Annotated in this window: 12 protein-coding genes, 1 tRNA gene and 1 pseudogene; 7 read left to right on the forward strand and 7 right to left on the reverse strand. The window is 48.0% G+C overall.

Features of this window, described 5'->3' with window-relative positions; genetic code table 11:
* Positions 1-243: 243 nt before the first annotated feature.
* The 6 genes from H6F52_RS17600 to H6F52_RS17625 all read left to right on the forward strand — a co-directional run bounded on the left by H6F52_RS17600 (position 244) and on the right by H6F52_RS17625 (position 6,435).
* A complete protein-coding gene (locus H6F52_RS17600) occupies positions 244-1,773 on the forward strand; it encodes an AAA family ATPase (RefSeq protein WP_190412721.1) in 1,530 nt (509 codons plus the stop codon).
* The gene (locus tag H6F52_RS17605; RefSeq protein ID WP_190430067.1) at positions 1,770-2,252 is read left to right on the forward strand and encodes an SH3 domain-containing protein; all 483 of its coding nucleotides are present in this window, start codon (positions 1,770-1,772) and stop codon (positions 2,250-2,252) included. Before H6F52_RS17600 ends, H6F52_RS17605 begins: the two co-directional genes overlap by 4 nt.
* 209 nt (positions 2,253-2,461) lie before the next feature.
* On the forward strand, positions 2,462-2,632 hold the full coding sequence (locus H6F52_RS17610; protein ID WP_190412719.1) for a hypothetical protein: 171 nt from the start codon (positions 2,462-2,464) through the stop codon (positions 2,630-2,632).
* 188 nt (positions 2,633-2,820) lie between these two features.
* Entirely contained in the window at positions 2,821-3,699 is an 879-nt protein-coding gene (locus H6F52_RS17615; RefSeq protein WP_190536252.1) for a peptidoglycan-binding protein, read from the forward strand.
* Between the two features lie 47 nt (positions 3,700-3,746).
* Positions 3,747-4,991, forward strand: coding sequence for a peptidoglycan-binding protein (locus H6F52_RS17620; protein ID WP_190536253.1), 1,245 nt, complete (start codon positions 3,747-3,749; stop codon positions 4,989-4,991).
* Positions 4,992-5,064: 73 nt separating this feature from the next.
* Positions 5,065-6,435 (forward strand): peptidoglycan-binding protein, encoded by a 1,371-nt coding sequence (locus H6F52_RS17625; protein ID WP_190536254.1) that lies wholly within the window; start codon positions 5,065-5,067, stop codon positions 6,433-6,435.
* Between the two features lie 90 nt (positions 6,436-6,525).
* Here H6F52_RS17625 and H6F52_RS17630 read toward each other — a convergent pair whose 3' ends face one another.
* The 4 genes from H6F52_RS17630 to lipA all read right to left on the reverse strand — a co-directional run bounded on the left by H6F52_RS17630 (position 6,526) and on the right by lipA (position 10,889).
* Complete coding sequence (locus tag H6F52_RS17630) at positions 6,526-6,981, reverse strand: transcriptional repressor (RefSeq protein ID WP_190412715.1); 456 nt, start codon at positions 6,979-6,981, stop codon at positions 6,526-6,528.
* A 383-nt stretch (positions 6,982-7,364) separates the two neighbouring features.
* Positions 7,365-8,642, reverse strand: a complete 1,278-nt coding sequence (gene sigC / locus H6F52_RS17635; RefSeq protein WP_190439649.1) for an RNA polymerase sigma factor SigC — start codon at positions 8,640-8,642, stop codon at positions 7,365-7,367.
* A gap of 386 nt (positions 8,643-9,028) precedes the next feature.
* Positions 9,029-10,012: an NAD(P)H-dependent glycerol-3-phosphate dehydrogenase gene (locus H6F52_RS17640; protein ID WP_190439646.1), complete on the reverse strand. Its 984-nt coding sequence runs from the start codon at positions 10,010-10,012 to the stop codon at positions 9,029-9,031.
* Entirely contained in the window at positions 10,005-10,889 is an 885-nt protein-coding gene (gene lipA / locus H6F52_RS17645) for a lipoyl synthase (RefSeq protein ID WP_190536255.1), read from the reverse strand. Before lipA ends, H6F52_RS17640 begins: the two co-directional genes overlap by 8 nt.
* A 137-nt stretch (positions 10,890-11,026) precedes the next feature.
* Between lipA and H6F52_RS17650 the strand changes: the two genes are divergently transcribed.
* Positions 11,027-11,100, forward strand: a tRNA-Pro gene (locus H6F52_RS17650).
* A 29-nt stretch (positions 11,101-11,129) separates the two neighbouring features.
* Here H6F52_RS17650 and H6F52_RS17655 read toward each other — a convergent pair.
* From H6F52_RS17655 to H6F52_RS17665, 3 genes and pseudogenes are all read right to left on the reverse strand, one after another.
* Positions 11,130-11,372 carry a hypothetical protein gene (locus tag H6F52_RS17655; RefSeq protein ID WP_190412711.1) on the reverse strand — a complete coding sequence of 81 codons (243 nt, stop codon included), beginning with the start codon at positions 11,370-11,372 and terminating at the stop codon, positions 11,130-11,132.
* A gap of 112 nt (positions 11,373-11,484) precedes the next feature.
* The gene (locus tag H6F52_RS17660; protein WP_190536256.1) at positions 11,485-11,670 is read right to left on the reverse strand and encodes a hypothetical protein; all 186 of its coding nucleotides are present in this window, start codon (positions 11,668-11,670) and stop codon (positions 11,485-11,487) included.
* Positions 11,671-11,751: 81 nt separating this feature from the next.
* Positions 11,752-12,334, reverse strand: a pseudogene (locus tag H6F52_RS17665) (Uma2 family endonuclease).
* Positions 12,335-12,392 lie beyond the last annotated feature (58 nt).

Consider the following 12,392-nt stretch of genomic DNA (forward strand, 5'->3'; position numbering starts at 1 on the left):
AAACAAACAAGTTAAGGGAACAAGCATCGCCCTTGCGTATACTAACTGAACCGTAAGGCGAGATGCTTTTTCTTGGTTTTTACAGGGAGTTGGCAACTAATCAAGCAACAATGATTGTACGGGCGGGTTAAATGGAGAGAGTTTTGGGTTGCCAAGATTTTTGTTCGCGCCCTACCAACTGACCACTGACCTGGAGACGCGACAACCGCAAGTCTTCTACCAACTGACATCCTATTAACAGCTATGAGCTTCAGTGAAGAGTTTGAACTGCTGCTACGCGCCCGATATCCATTAATTTATATTCCAACTCCCGAAGAGGAGAGAGTAGAAGTAGCGATCGCGCAGGTAGCTCAACGGTTAGGCGATCGCCCAGTCTATATATGGGATTTTGTCGATGGCTATCAGGGCAACCCCAACGATGCCGGTTTTGGACGACGCAATCCGGTTCAAGCATTAGAATTTGTAGAAAAAGTGGCAGCATCTGCCCCAGGAATCTTTATTTTGCGGGATTTTTCCCGTTTTTTAGAAGATATATCAGTTTATCGCAAGCTGAGGAATCTGTCACGGCGTCTGAAATCCCAGCCGAAAAATATTGTCATCGTCGCGCCGCAAATTGCCATTCCAACGGACTTGAGTGAAGTCTTAACCATCCTGGAGTTTCCGTTGCCAGCGCCAGCTGAGATCAAGACAGAAGTGGAACGCTTACTCGGTGCCACAGGTAAATCCCTCACCAGCAAAATTTTGGATGAACTGGTGCGTTCCTGCCAAGGGCTATCGATGGAACGGATTCGTCGTGTCTTGGCACGAGCGATCGCGACTCACGGCGAATTGCGCCCTGAAGACGTGGAACTGGTGCTGGAAGAAAAGCGTCAAACCATTCGCCAGACGCAAATATTAGAGTTTTATTCGAGTAGCGAGAAAATTTCTGATATTGGCGGCTTAGATAACCTAAAAGACTGGCTGCTACGGCGTGGTGGTTCCTTTTCAGAACGCGCAAGGCAATATGGTCTACCTTATCCCAGAGGGTTACTCCTTGTGGGAATTCAGGGAACCGGAAAATCGCTGACGGCAAAAGCGATCGCCCATCATTGGCACTTACCTTTATTACGCTTAGATGTAGGGCGTCTTTTTGGAGGATTGGTGGGAGAATCGGAATCTCGCACTCGGCAAATGATTCAACTAGCAGAAGCTTTAGCTCCTTGCGTACTGTGGATCGATGAAATTGACAAAGCTTTCTCTGGCATTGATGGCAAAAGCGATGCCGGAACAACCAGCCGCGTCTTTGGTACCTTTATTACTTGGCTGGCAGAAAAAACTTCACCTGTATTCGTCGTGGCGACTGCTAACAATATTCAAGCTTTACCCCCGGAAATGCTTCGCAAAGGCAGATTTGATGAAATCTTTTTTGTGGGTTTGCCCGAACAAGAGGAACGTCGCGCCATTTTTGCGGTACACTTATCCAGGCTGCGGCCTCACAACTTGAGTAGTTACGATCTCGATCGGGTAGCATACGAAACCCCCGATTTTTCTGGGGCCGAAATTGAGCAAACCTTGATAGAAGCGATGCACATTGGCTTTAGCCAGAATCGAGACTTCACTACCGATGATATTTTAGAAGCCGCCAGTCAGATTGTGCCCCTAGCTCGGACTGCCCAAGAGCAAATCCAGTTTTTGCAAGATTGGGCAGCCGCCGGTAAAGCCCGTATGGCATCGAGACACAGCCCTTTGAGTAGTCGCTTTCATCAGCTGCAACAACCGGAATCACAAGCATGAGTTGGTCGGGTTTAGCAAAATTTATAATTGGTTTCTTCCTAGCGATCGTCCTCCTCGCTGTGGGTGGTGGTGCTACCGCCTATTACTTCCTAACTAAACTGTCGGCTCCTCCGCCCAAGCCGGTTTATGCAAATGATAAACCAGAGGTAAAAGCCAAAGCTTCTCCTAGCGCTGTCAAGACAACATCGGCGTCCTCCGCTCAACCCAACCCAACGCCGACGCCCAGCACTGCTCCTGCTAAAGTGCTAGAACCTGGAGCGTATACCGCTCGCGTTACCTGGCGCGAAGGTTTAAGCTTACGAGAGGCACCAACTTTGGAAGCCAACCGCGTCGGTGGGGTCGGATACAATCAGCGGATTGTAGTCATCAAAGAAAGCGATGATAAAAGATGGCAACAGATCCGTCTGGAAGAGGGCGAACAACAAGGCTGGATCAAAGCCGGTAACATTGAGCGAGTTGAGACAGAACAACAGCAATAGGCGAAATCTGACAGAGATTTCAGTGCGGGGGATTGCAGTACAAGCATAGAGTTCCCCCGTTTCTGTAACCTTGGGACGTGTTAAGAAAATTAGCTTAATTTAAATCTTAATTGCAATATTCCAGCAACTTTTTAACCTACTAAAGTCTGGTGGTAGGTTGAAAAACTGTAAGTCACAGCTATTTTTAACTTGGCTGCTGGAGCGCAACAATGTTCAATAAAAACTCTCATCAAGATTTATTAGGATCTGCCGTTATCGCGGCATTGGGTGCTGGTATCGTTACTTCTTTTGCTGTAAGTCAAGGTCAACACCCGCTCGTAGCTTTAGGCATTACTGGTGTAGCGGTGATAGTTGCCTTAATTTTTGATGCTAAGGTTTAGTTTAATCGCTGAAAACGTCTAGAGTTTCTCAAAAACAAGACCTAGAAACCATCTAGCTTAAAGTATTCTCTCTGTAGTTAGTAAACAAAAAACGTGAAAATAACGTAAAATAAGCCAAAAATAGCAGTTAAAACTTCTCTGAAAACTTCAGTGAGTGGATTAGCTGCTAAGAGTTTTGCAGGACAAGAATGGAGACGCTTGCCTATCTTTATGTAGCAGTAGCTTACGAGGAAACGACAGATCCTCTGGCTTTTCCAGTTATAGAAAAGTTAGAACTTTTTAAGGATCTCAATCGGCAAAAGCTTTCTAGCACCGCGACAAGCTATCTGCTATCGCTGGCTCTAAATCTAGCTTTCCTCAGTTTGCTCCACAGTGCTAGCGCAATCCAGATAGAGGATAGGGGTGCTGAAGTGACGGCTTTGCAAACAAACTTGATGGCAGCCAACTACTATAAGGGACCTGTCACTGGATACTACGGCAAGTTGACCGAGGCAGCGGTGAGGCGTTTCCAAGCGATCAGTGACTTAGATGCTGACGGCATCGCGGGTTCGGAGACCCTAGAAGCATTAAAGCGATATCTGGAGAGCAAAAGCAAGAAAAGTAAAAAGTCGCACAACACTCCGCAGACGAGTGCAATGAACATTGGTAAGCGCGGGTTGCGACTGGGCGATCGCGGTCGGGAAGTCACCGAAGCTCAGCAAAGGCTGAAAGCGGCTGGTTTTGATCCGGGTTCTATTGATGGAAAATTTGGCTGGAAAACAGAGCAAGCTGTGAAGCGCTTTCAAGTGGCGAGGGGTTTAAAGATTGACGGCATTATGGGGCGGGAAACCTGGTTTGCTGCCGGGTATCTTGCGACTTCAAATTCTCCTTACTCGGTGATCGTAATGGCTGAGACTACCGAAACGCTGCGCCAAGTGCGCCAGTATGTGCCGAATGCTTATCTGGATACTTCCAGTAGCGATTCAAATATTCAGGCAGGAGCATTTGCCACTGAGTCTGGGGCAGAACGTCAGTCAGAGATGTTGCGATCGCAAGGATTGAATGCACGAGTGGTATATCGTCGATAGGAAGTGCGATTTGATGCAATCAATCGGCTAGACTGGCGTTAAAATCTATGCTGTTAAAAGTAATGGAAACCCTTGCCTATCTTCATCTAGCCTTAGTCTACGAAACACCTGTACAAGAAGCCGGTGTTTCTCCGGTTGGGGAAAACCAGGAATTTCTGACCGGATTGAATTGGAAAAAGCTTTCTAGCCACGCAACGATTCATTTTCTATCGATTGCCGTTGCCTTAGCGATGCTGGGAATCGCTTCTCAGGCGTTAGCACAGAGAACGCTGAAACAAGGCGATCGCGGTTCTGAGGTACGCGCATTACAACAGCAGTTACAGGCGCGAGGCTTTAGTGTGCCCGCCACTGGAAATTTTGGCTCGCAAACTAAAAATGCGGTGATTCGATTCCAGCAAGCCAATCGGCTCACACCAGATGGGATTGTGGGTCGAGGAACCAGGGCAGAATTATTTAATCAAGTTAGACCGACTATAAGCCAAAGCTTCAACAATGACCCGTTTACCCTGCCACCTCCGGACAGAACTCTTGACTCGCTTCCGGACAACCCTACACTGTCTGCTCCCAACATCCCTACACTGAGAGCAGAAAATATCTATCCAGAAGATATCTATTCAGAAAATACCTATTCAGAAAATACCTATTCAGACATTAGGCTTGTCCAAGAACAGTTAGCACAGGCAGGATTCAACCCCGGTCGTATTGATGGAGTATTTGGTCGAAATACGGCGCAAGCTCTCAGGGAGTTCCAGACAACTGTAGGTTTATCCCCCAGCGGTACGATTAATTCAGAAACGCTGCGGGCACTAGACGACTACGTTGCCGGTCGTCCAAGTCAACAACTAAGTGACTACAGCAACCGGAACGACAGGAGTCGTAGAAGTCTCCAACCTGGCGATCGCGGTTCCGAGGTCGAGGATCTCCAACGGCGATTGAGCGATCAAGGCTTCAACCCTGGTCGCATTGATGGGGTTTATGGTCCCGCTACCCAGCGAGCTGTCAGGCAGTTCCAGCAAGCTCGGCGTTTATACCCTGACGGCATTGCAGATGCACGAACCCTACAGGAATTAGGAATTAATTTTGCTGAGAATCGCTACGTGGTAGTCGTACCAGGGAATTACACAACATTGAATAAAGTCCTCCGCTATGTACCGAATGCGGATCTGGGGCCGAAATCGAAACGAGGTTCCTATGTAAATGCAGGGGCATTTTCCAATCGGCAGCTTGCCGAAAGCCGCTCCGAGCTACTGCGATCGCGCGGACTAGATGCACGGGTGGTATATCGCCCCTAGGCACTAGTATGGTATAGCTAGTTGATGAAATTGACCTTCTTAAACTGTCTATCAAGAGTTTGCCAGTAAAATTATGGAAACCCTTGCCTACCTGCATCTTGCCCTGGCCTACGAAGCATCTACGAACAGCGAGTTTCCTATAGTCTGGAATAGCCAAAAAATTTTTGAAGGACTGAACCGCCAAAAGCTGTCTAGTAGAGCGAGTTTGTCTCTGCTATCGCTTTTTGTCTCACTGAGCCTCTTGGGAATGTCTCAAGCTTTAGCAATACTTGAGCCAGGAAACACCGGCGCGGAGGTAGCCACTCTCCAGCAGCGCTTACAGCAGCTAGGCTATTTCAAAGCAGGTATCACAGGCAATTTTGGCCCGATTACAACGGAAGCTGTGATCCAATTCCAGAAAGCTAACGGGCTGGAACCGGATGGCATTGTGGGACCGCGAACCGAAGCCGCCTTACAGAAGAAGCGAGGCAAGCCAATCCAGGCGCAGGCCAGCCAATCTCGGCAGGTCAGACAGGTCAGCCGCCCACGTTTCCAGTCTGTCAGGCAACGTCCTCAGCCGGTCAGCAAGGCTTCTCAGGTCAGCCAACGTTCGAGGAGTGGAGTCCTACAGGAAGGAGACAGCGGTCCGGAGGTAGTAGCCCTCCAGCAACGGTTGCAAAAACAGGGCTATTTTCAAGCAAATATCACTGGCTATTATGGCCCGATCACAAAAGCAGCCGTTAACCGATTCCAGCAAGCGGCGGGAATGCCAGTAGATGGCATTGTCGGTTCGGATACCCAGGCAGCTTTGATAGGTGTGGGAGGCGGCGAGGATCGGACTCCGCCTAAAAATATCGCTTCTAGTGGGCAGATCCTACAATTAGGCAGTAACAACCGGGAGGTGGTAGAACTCCAGCGACGGTTGCGGAAACTGGGAATTTTGCAAGGGGCCATGACTGGCTACTTTGATCAAGACACCAAAGATGCCGTAATTCAGTTTCAGAAATCGCAAGGTTTAACAGCTGATGGAATCGCTAGACCCAATATTATATTGGCTCTGAAAAATACAAGCGATCGCTTTAATACAGCTTCTAGCGGACAGCTCCTACAGTTAGGCAGTAACAACCGGGAGGTGGTAGAACTCCAGCGACGGTTGCGGCAGATGGGAATTTTTCAAGGTGCCATGACTGGCTACTTCGATCAAGACACCAAAGACGCCGTGATTCAGTTTCAGAAATCGCAAGGTTTAACAGCTGATGGAATCGCTAGACCCGATACTATATTGGCTCTGGAAAATACAAGCGATCGCTTTAATGTATTGTCTTTACAAAAGCGTCTGAAAGAAAACGGCTTTTATCGCGGACCCTTAAATGGGGTTTTCGAGGCGCAAACCAAAGCAGCAGTTGAAGCTGCCCAACGTGCTTATGGTCTCAGCGCTGATGACATCGTCAAGGGACGTTTTTAAACAAACATAGCAATTAGCGATTAGCTATACTACTAGCTAATCGCTATGGTAGAAGTGGTGCATCCCGCCCTAACCCTACTCGATCGCTTTTTAAATGGGTAGTAACGCCCGCTGGCAAGTTGGACAGATAGCGTGAATCGTCATCTGACAGTCAAGCAGGTGGTACCCTTCTTTTCTGGCTGTTCTGGTGCCGGTTTTTAAAATCGAGTCATTTTTGAATTCAATCGTCTTGTTACACCGAACACAGATCAAATGGTGATGGTGATGAGGATAAGGTTGATTGAGTTCGTAATGCTTATGTCCTTCTGCCAGTTCAAGTTCGCGCAAAATGCCCAGCCGAGCCATCAACTTTAAGGTTCGGTAAATGGTGGATAAGCTTATGTCCTCACCTTCACTGTGCAACAACTCGTGGAGGTCTTCAGCACTAAGATGCTGACCTCTGGGAAGATGTTGAAAGACATTCAGGATGGTTTCCCGTTGGGGAGTTAAACGCCAGCCCCGCTCGTTCAGTTCAGCCTTGAGTGAGGTTGCTGTGTAGAAAGACATGTTGACCTTCTCAAGAAAGTAGCCCTATTGAGAAGAATAGCGAATTCCTAGAATATTTGCAACAATCGAAGCTTATTGAGAATAATGTCTAATAAGAAACAAGGCTAAGAGATAGGGAAAGCAATAGGAAAAAGGAAACAAGATAAGTAAAGAATTATATCTTTTACTTTTTTCTTTTTTCCTTTTGACCGCTGCTGTGCGTGTCAGTTGTTAGTTGTAGGATCTAGTTTTATGCCTTGTCCCTGCTGGGTGCAGTATTTACCGCTTTTTACCACTGCTTGCCGCTCCCTGACTTTCTATATTTGAAATCACAAAACCCTCCTTAAAAAGGGGGGTTTTGAGAAATTAGTATTGGGCAGTTGTGAAAATGAAATTACTATTTCTTAGCCCAAGGACTCCAGATAGTCGCGTACACGGTTGCGGCGCTTGGGTTGCCGCAACTTTTGTAAAGCTTTGGCTTCAATTTGACGAACTCGTTCTCTAGATAAATCCAGAGCGCGACCAATTTCTGCCAAGGAGTAAGGATGACCATCTCCTAAGCCAAACCGCATCCGAATCACATCTCGCTCGCGGCTGGTGAGATCGGCAAGCAGCTGCTGCAAATCTCGGTGTAAAGCTTCTCGCATTAACACTTCTTCGGGAGATATGCTGTCTGTTTCCAGCAAGTCTCCTAGTTCCGTGTCTTTCTCTTTTCCTACTTTAATTTCTAAAGAGACAGAGCGAGGCACCCGGAGTAAAACTTCCCGTACCTGCTCCGGTGTCATTTCTAACTCAACGCCGATATCCTCAATACTTGCCGTGCGACCTTTTTCTTGAGAAATTTTGCGCTGAGCTTTCTTAATTTTGTTGAGCTTTTCGGTGATGTGAACCGGCAGGCGGATAGTACGACTTTGAGTTGCGATCGCTCTGGTAATTCCTTGGCGAATCCACCAGTAAGCATAGGTGCTAAACCGATAACCTTTGGTCGGATCGAACTTCTCAACCGCCCGTTCTAGCCCAAGGGTTCCTTCCTGGACTAAATCCAACAATTCCAGTCCGCGATTTTGATACTTCTTCGCCACAGAAACCACTAGACGCAGGTTGGCCTTGATCATGTGTTCTTTGGCGCGAATGCCAGTGGCCTGAATCCGCTCTAGCTCTTCAACTGCCAGACCTGCTACTTCTGCCCAGCGACGCTTCCCAGCAGCTAATGTAGGCTTCAGGTTGCTCAGCTCAATACCCGCTTCCGTCGCCCACCGTTCCAAAGAAGGACGGTGCCCCAACTGAGATGCTAGACGATCGTGTACTTCAATCAGATGCACATACGGCTGAATCACTGGATCTGCCTGGTTGGCAGTATCATTTCTCAGCTCCAGCAACCGCATATGACGCTGGACTTTTTGAGCTTCCGAGACTTCCTCATCTCGCCCTAGTAACCGAACCCGGCCAATTTCCTGAAGATATAACCGAACCAGATCGGTAGTACGACGGCTGGCAGTTGCCCGTAGAGATGCCTCGCCGAGTCGCCCGTACTCTGCATCTAGACCTTCCATCTCAGGGCTATCGAGATCATCCACCGGGGGTCGAGCATCGTCGTTCAACACGGCAGACCCAAAGTTGTAATCTGGCAACTCGGAGTCAAATTCTGTATCTGTCTCTGCATAAAAAGGAGTGGCTGGCATAGGGATCTCTCAATTGCGTCCGGAATAGTCTTTCAATTAATCACTTCACTACTTATTGCTAGAATTCCCACCCTCCAGGACGAAACAGCTAATGCTTACCTTTCTGTTACTTTCTGTTACATTTAGCTGCATGACACTTACTGAATTCATCGATATCGATGGTTATGCAGGTAGGGACGACGTGACATTCAGAAAAACCTGTCTCTAGTAGGATTCAGATTTCTATCTTTGGGTAGTATAGGCAGCGCTCAATCTTAGAGTAGTGATTTGGGTCAAAGGCCAAGTTAATCTACATCACCAATTGAAGGATTTCCTGAAAAATCCCTAGGGTTAAGAAAGAATATTGGCTCAAAGAGTTCCCTATAGATGGTTTTAAGGGCTAAAACCTAGCTATACTCAGGTTTGCTGTCTCTTAGCATGAGTGCTTCAACTGCTGCGAGTGGGGTAACTTCCCCTTTGAGCAAGCGATAGACTTGGTAAGAAATCGGAACTGAAATTTCTTCTCGATCCGCTCGTTGAATCAGCACGGAAGCGGTGTTGACCCCTTCAGCGGTTCCTTCCAGCTCGGTTAAAACTTCGGAGAGTGTCTTACCTTGAGCCAACCTGTAACCAACCTGATAATTGCGACTGAGACTGCTGTTGCAGGTGGCGAGTAAGTCACCAAGTCCTGACAATCCATAAAACGTTTCAGGTTGTGCCCCCCAGCAGTTGCCGATGCGGATGATTTCAGTAAGACCACGGGTTAACAAAGCGGCTTTGGCATTCGTTCCCAATTGCAACCCATCACAAGTACCGGCAGCGATCGCCATCACGTTTTTTAGCGTTCCACCGAGTTCCACTCCCAAAGGATCAGCATTGGTATAAACCCGAAAACTGGGGGACGAAAACACCGCTTGCACCGACGAGGCAGCGGCAGCATCCCGGCTGGCTACCACCGTAGCAGCTGGCAATCCTTGTTGAATTTCTTTAGCAAGATTTGGCCCCGATAGAACGACCACTGGGCGAGTCGGAAATGCCGCCTGCCAAATCTGCGAAGGGGTGCAGGTGGTAACGGGATCTAATCCTTTGGTAGCAGTAACGAAAATTGGCTTAGAAGAGACAGCTTTTTTTACATTCGCCGCAACCTCGCCGACACCTTTCATCGAGATGGCGGATAAAACAATTTCAGCATTCTCTAGAACCGCCTCTAAGCATAGGGAAGACTGACGCGACCACACACGGACGTGATGACCGTTCTGAGATGCGAGAGAGGCAAGGGTCGTACCCCAAGCGCCCGATCCAAGAATCGCTATCGTGAGTTTTGAGTTTTGACCTTTCGCTTCCCTCAAGGGAATGATTTTGATTGAGTTAGAGGAATTCTGGTCACTCATAACTCTTGAATCGAGGATAGCGTTCCATCAATTCCCGCACCTGTTCGGCATGATAAGAACTCCGAGTCAGGGGAGAGGAGACGATTTGCAGGAAACCCAGCGACTCGCCAAACTGTCTCCAAGCATCAAACTGAGCAGGTGTGACAAAGCTATCGACTTTCAAATGTTTTTGGGAGGGTTGGAGATATTGCCCAATCGTCAAAATATCGCAATCGACATCTCGTAAATCTTGCATTACCTGCCGGATTTCGGCGTCAGTTTCTCCCAGCCCTACCATCAAACCAGATTTTGTGTAAACCCAAGGGGCTAACTCGCGGGTTCGATGTAGTAGTTCGAGCGATCGCTGATAATTTCCTTGAGGACGCACCCGCCGGTAAAGGCTGGGAACCGTTTCTGTATTGTGGTTTAGCACTTCGGGTGATGCCTGGAGGATTGTTTCGAGTGCCCCCCAGTTGCCGCACAAGTCAGGAATCAATACCTCAATTGTCGTCTTTGGTGAGGTGGCGCGTACCGCTTGAATGCAGCGGACAAACTGAGACGCACCGCCATCCGGCAAGTCATCCCGGTTCACGGAGGTAATTACGACATGATTGAGTCGGAGTCGTCTAACTGCCTCCGCCAAGTTTTCTGGTTCCGTGGGGTCAAGCGCTTTGGGCTTTTTCTCAAAGTCGATATCGCAATAGGGGCAAGCCCGCGTGCAGGCTTGCCCCATAATTAAGAATGTCGCTGTACCGGCTTGGAAACACTCGCCGATGTTGGGGCAAGAGGCTTCCTCACAAACGGTATTCAGCCCCAAATCCCGCAAAATTTCTTTAACACTACCGACTCGCTCCCACTGAGGCGCTTTGACGCGCAACCAATCTGGTTTAACAGCCACAACCCGCTTTTTCCACTTTCAGTCATACAGAGTTTATCGTAGCAAGCAACGGACTCAGTGAATTAATTTCTGGTGGAGTGGGTTGGTGATTTGGGATTTGGCGTGATATTGTGGATCTAGTTTGTCACTTATGACAACGGGATGTAGCGCAGCTTGGTAGCGCACCTCGTTCGGGACGAGGGGGTCGCAGGTTCAAATCCTGTCATCCCGATTTTGATTTTTTGAATGACACTTGCGATGTCATCCTGAAGTGCGTCCAATAATTCTCATTTGACGATCGACAACGTTACCCCTAGACTCCTCAACAGAGGTATCGGGAACAAGTTCATCAACGTTGTCATAATCATGAGTTGCGTCATTTAGATCCGATTCCTCAGAATAATCGGCGCGTGCGGTATCGGGGCCAGCATCAGGGGTGAGAAACCCACTGCCAGTGTTATCAGCGCCAACGGCATCAACGTGCTTCGGTTGATTTGAAAACATTGTTTTTCCTCCGGCTATAAGGCACAAATGAGATTTTATAACTACAGATTTTTTCTGTCAGTTATGCCACAAGTGTTGAAATTTTATTGCAGCTATACATCAGTCTGAAGACTTAGTCCGAGTTGAGAGCGATCGCACTTTGCTGATGGAGTGAGATGGGGTGCGATCGCCTCTTTACCCCGTTATCAGCCAGTAATTTTGCTCTGGCAAGATGTATTTTTTTAGGGGTGGCTGGGGACACTGCATGAGGAGAGCGATCGCGCCTTGAGCGTTGCGCTTCACTCCACTCAGGATGCAAAATAACAACTTATTAGACTTTTAAAACAGCTTCTAAAAGTAAGCACAGCTAGTGGAGATCGCCTTTTTCCCTACCACTTTCCTACACAAAAAACCGAGCCACAGTGCAGGTAAAATCTGGCAATAGAGGTGAACTTAACTCATCATTATTTAGTAGCGTTGCTATCAATTTTGGCGTCGCATTTTAGCGTCGCATTTTCGCGGTGGTAGATTTCAACTTGTTGCAAGCGCCAATCAGCAATCCAATACTCTTGGACTCCCCGTAATGCGTAAAGTTTGAGTTTTGGTTCTCTATCTCGGCGTTCATTCTCTATACCAGGTGATAACACTTCCACCACTAATTCTGGTGCGCCTGTTAGATGTCCCGCCTCGTCTAGCAATACAGCTAATCTTTCGTTGCTAGCCCATACCACATCTGGTATAACGTTATCTGATTCGCTGAATAGCACACCCGGTGTGATGCTGGCTTGCCCTAAACCACTTGACTCAGACCAATCATCAGGTTCTCGAAAGATTCTGCCACAGGTGCGTTGATGCTTCCAGTGGGGCGCTCTGGTCATAAACAACGCTCCATCAATAATCTCATAGCGCGTGCCTTCGTTTTCAGGTAAGAGGTTTATGTCTGTAGTAGTCCAACGTACTCTATCAGTTACCGTAGGCTGCATAGCGCTCTTCTGTCACTCTGGGGGGAGGATAATGAGCTAAAACCGCTAAAAGTCAGAT

Origin of the sequence: Coleofasciculus sp. FACHB-542 (assembly GCF_014695825.1) — a bacterium.
In the GTDB taxonomy this organism is placed as follows: Bacteria; Cyanobacteriota; Cyanobacteriia; order Cyanobacteriales; family FACHB-T130; genus FACHB-T130.

Coding starts and splice junctions, on each gene's coding strand:
- sigC (WP_190439649.1), bottom strand. CDS start 8,642: ATGCCAGCCACTCCTTTTTATGCAGAGACAGATACAGAATTTGACTCC.
- H6F52_RS17620 (WP_190536253.1), top strand. CDS start 3,747: ATGCTGTTAAAAGTAATGGAAACCCTTGCCTATCTTCATCTAGCCTTA.
- H6F52_RS17605 (WP_190430067.1), top strand. CDS start 1,770: ATGAGTTGGTCGGGTTTAGCAAAATTTATAATTGGTTTCTTCCTAGCG.
- H6F52_RS17615 (WP_190536252.1), top strand. CDS start 2,821: ATGGAGACGCTTGCCTATCTTTATGTAGCAGTAGCTTACGAGGAAACG.
- H6F52_RS17625 (WP_190536254.1), top strand. CDS start 5,065: ATGGAAACCCTTGCCTACCTGCATCTTGCCCTGGCCTACGAAGCATCT.
- H6F52_RS17610 (WP_190412719.1), top strand. CDS start 2,462: ATGTTCAATAAAAACTCTCATCAAGATTTATTAGGATCTGCCGTTATC.
- H6F52_RS17640 (WP_190439646.1), bottom strand. CDS start 10,012: ATGAGTGACCAGAATTCCTCTAACTCAATCAAAATCATTCCCTTGAGG.
- H6F52_RS17630 (WP_190412715.1), bottom strand. CDS start 6,981: ATGTCTTTCTACACAGCAACCTCACTCAAGGCTGAACTGAACGAGCGG.
- H6F52_RS17655 (WP_190412711.1), bottom strand. CDS start 11,372: ATGTTTTCAAATCAACCGAAGCACGTTGATGCCGTTGGCGCTGATAAC.
- H6F52_RS17600 (WP_190412721.1), top strand. CDS start 244: ATGAGCTTCAGTGAAGAGTTTGAACTGCTGCTACGCGCCCGATATCCA.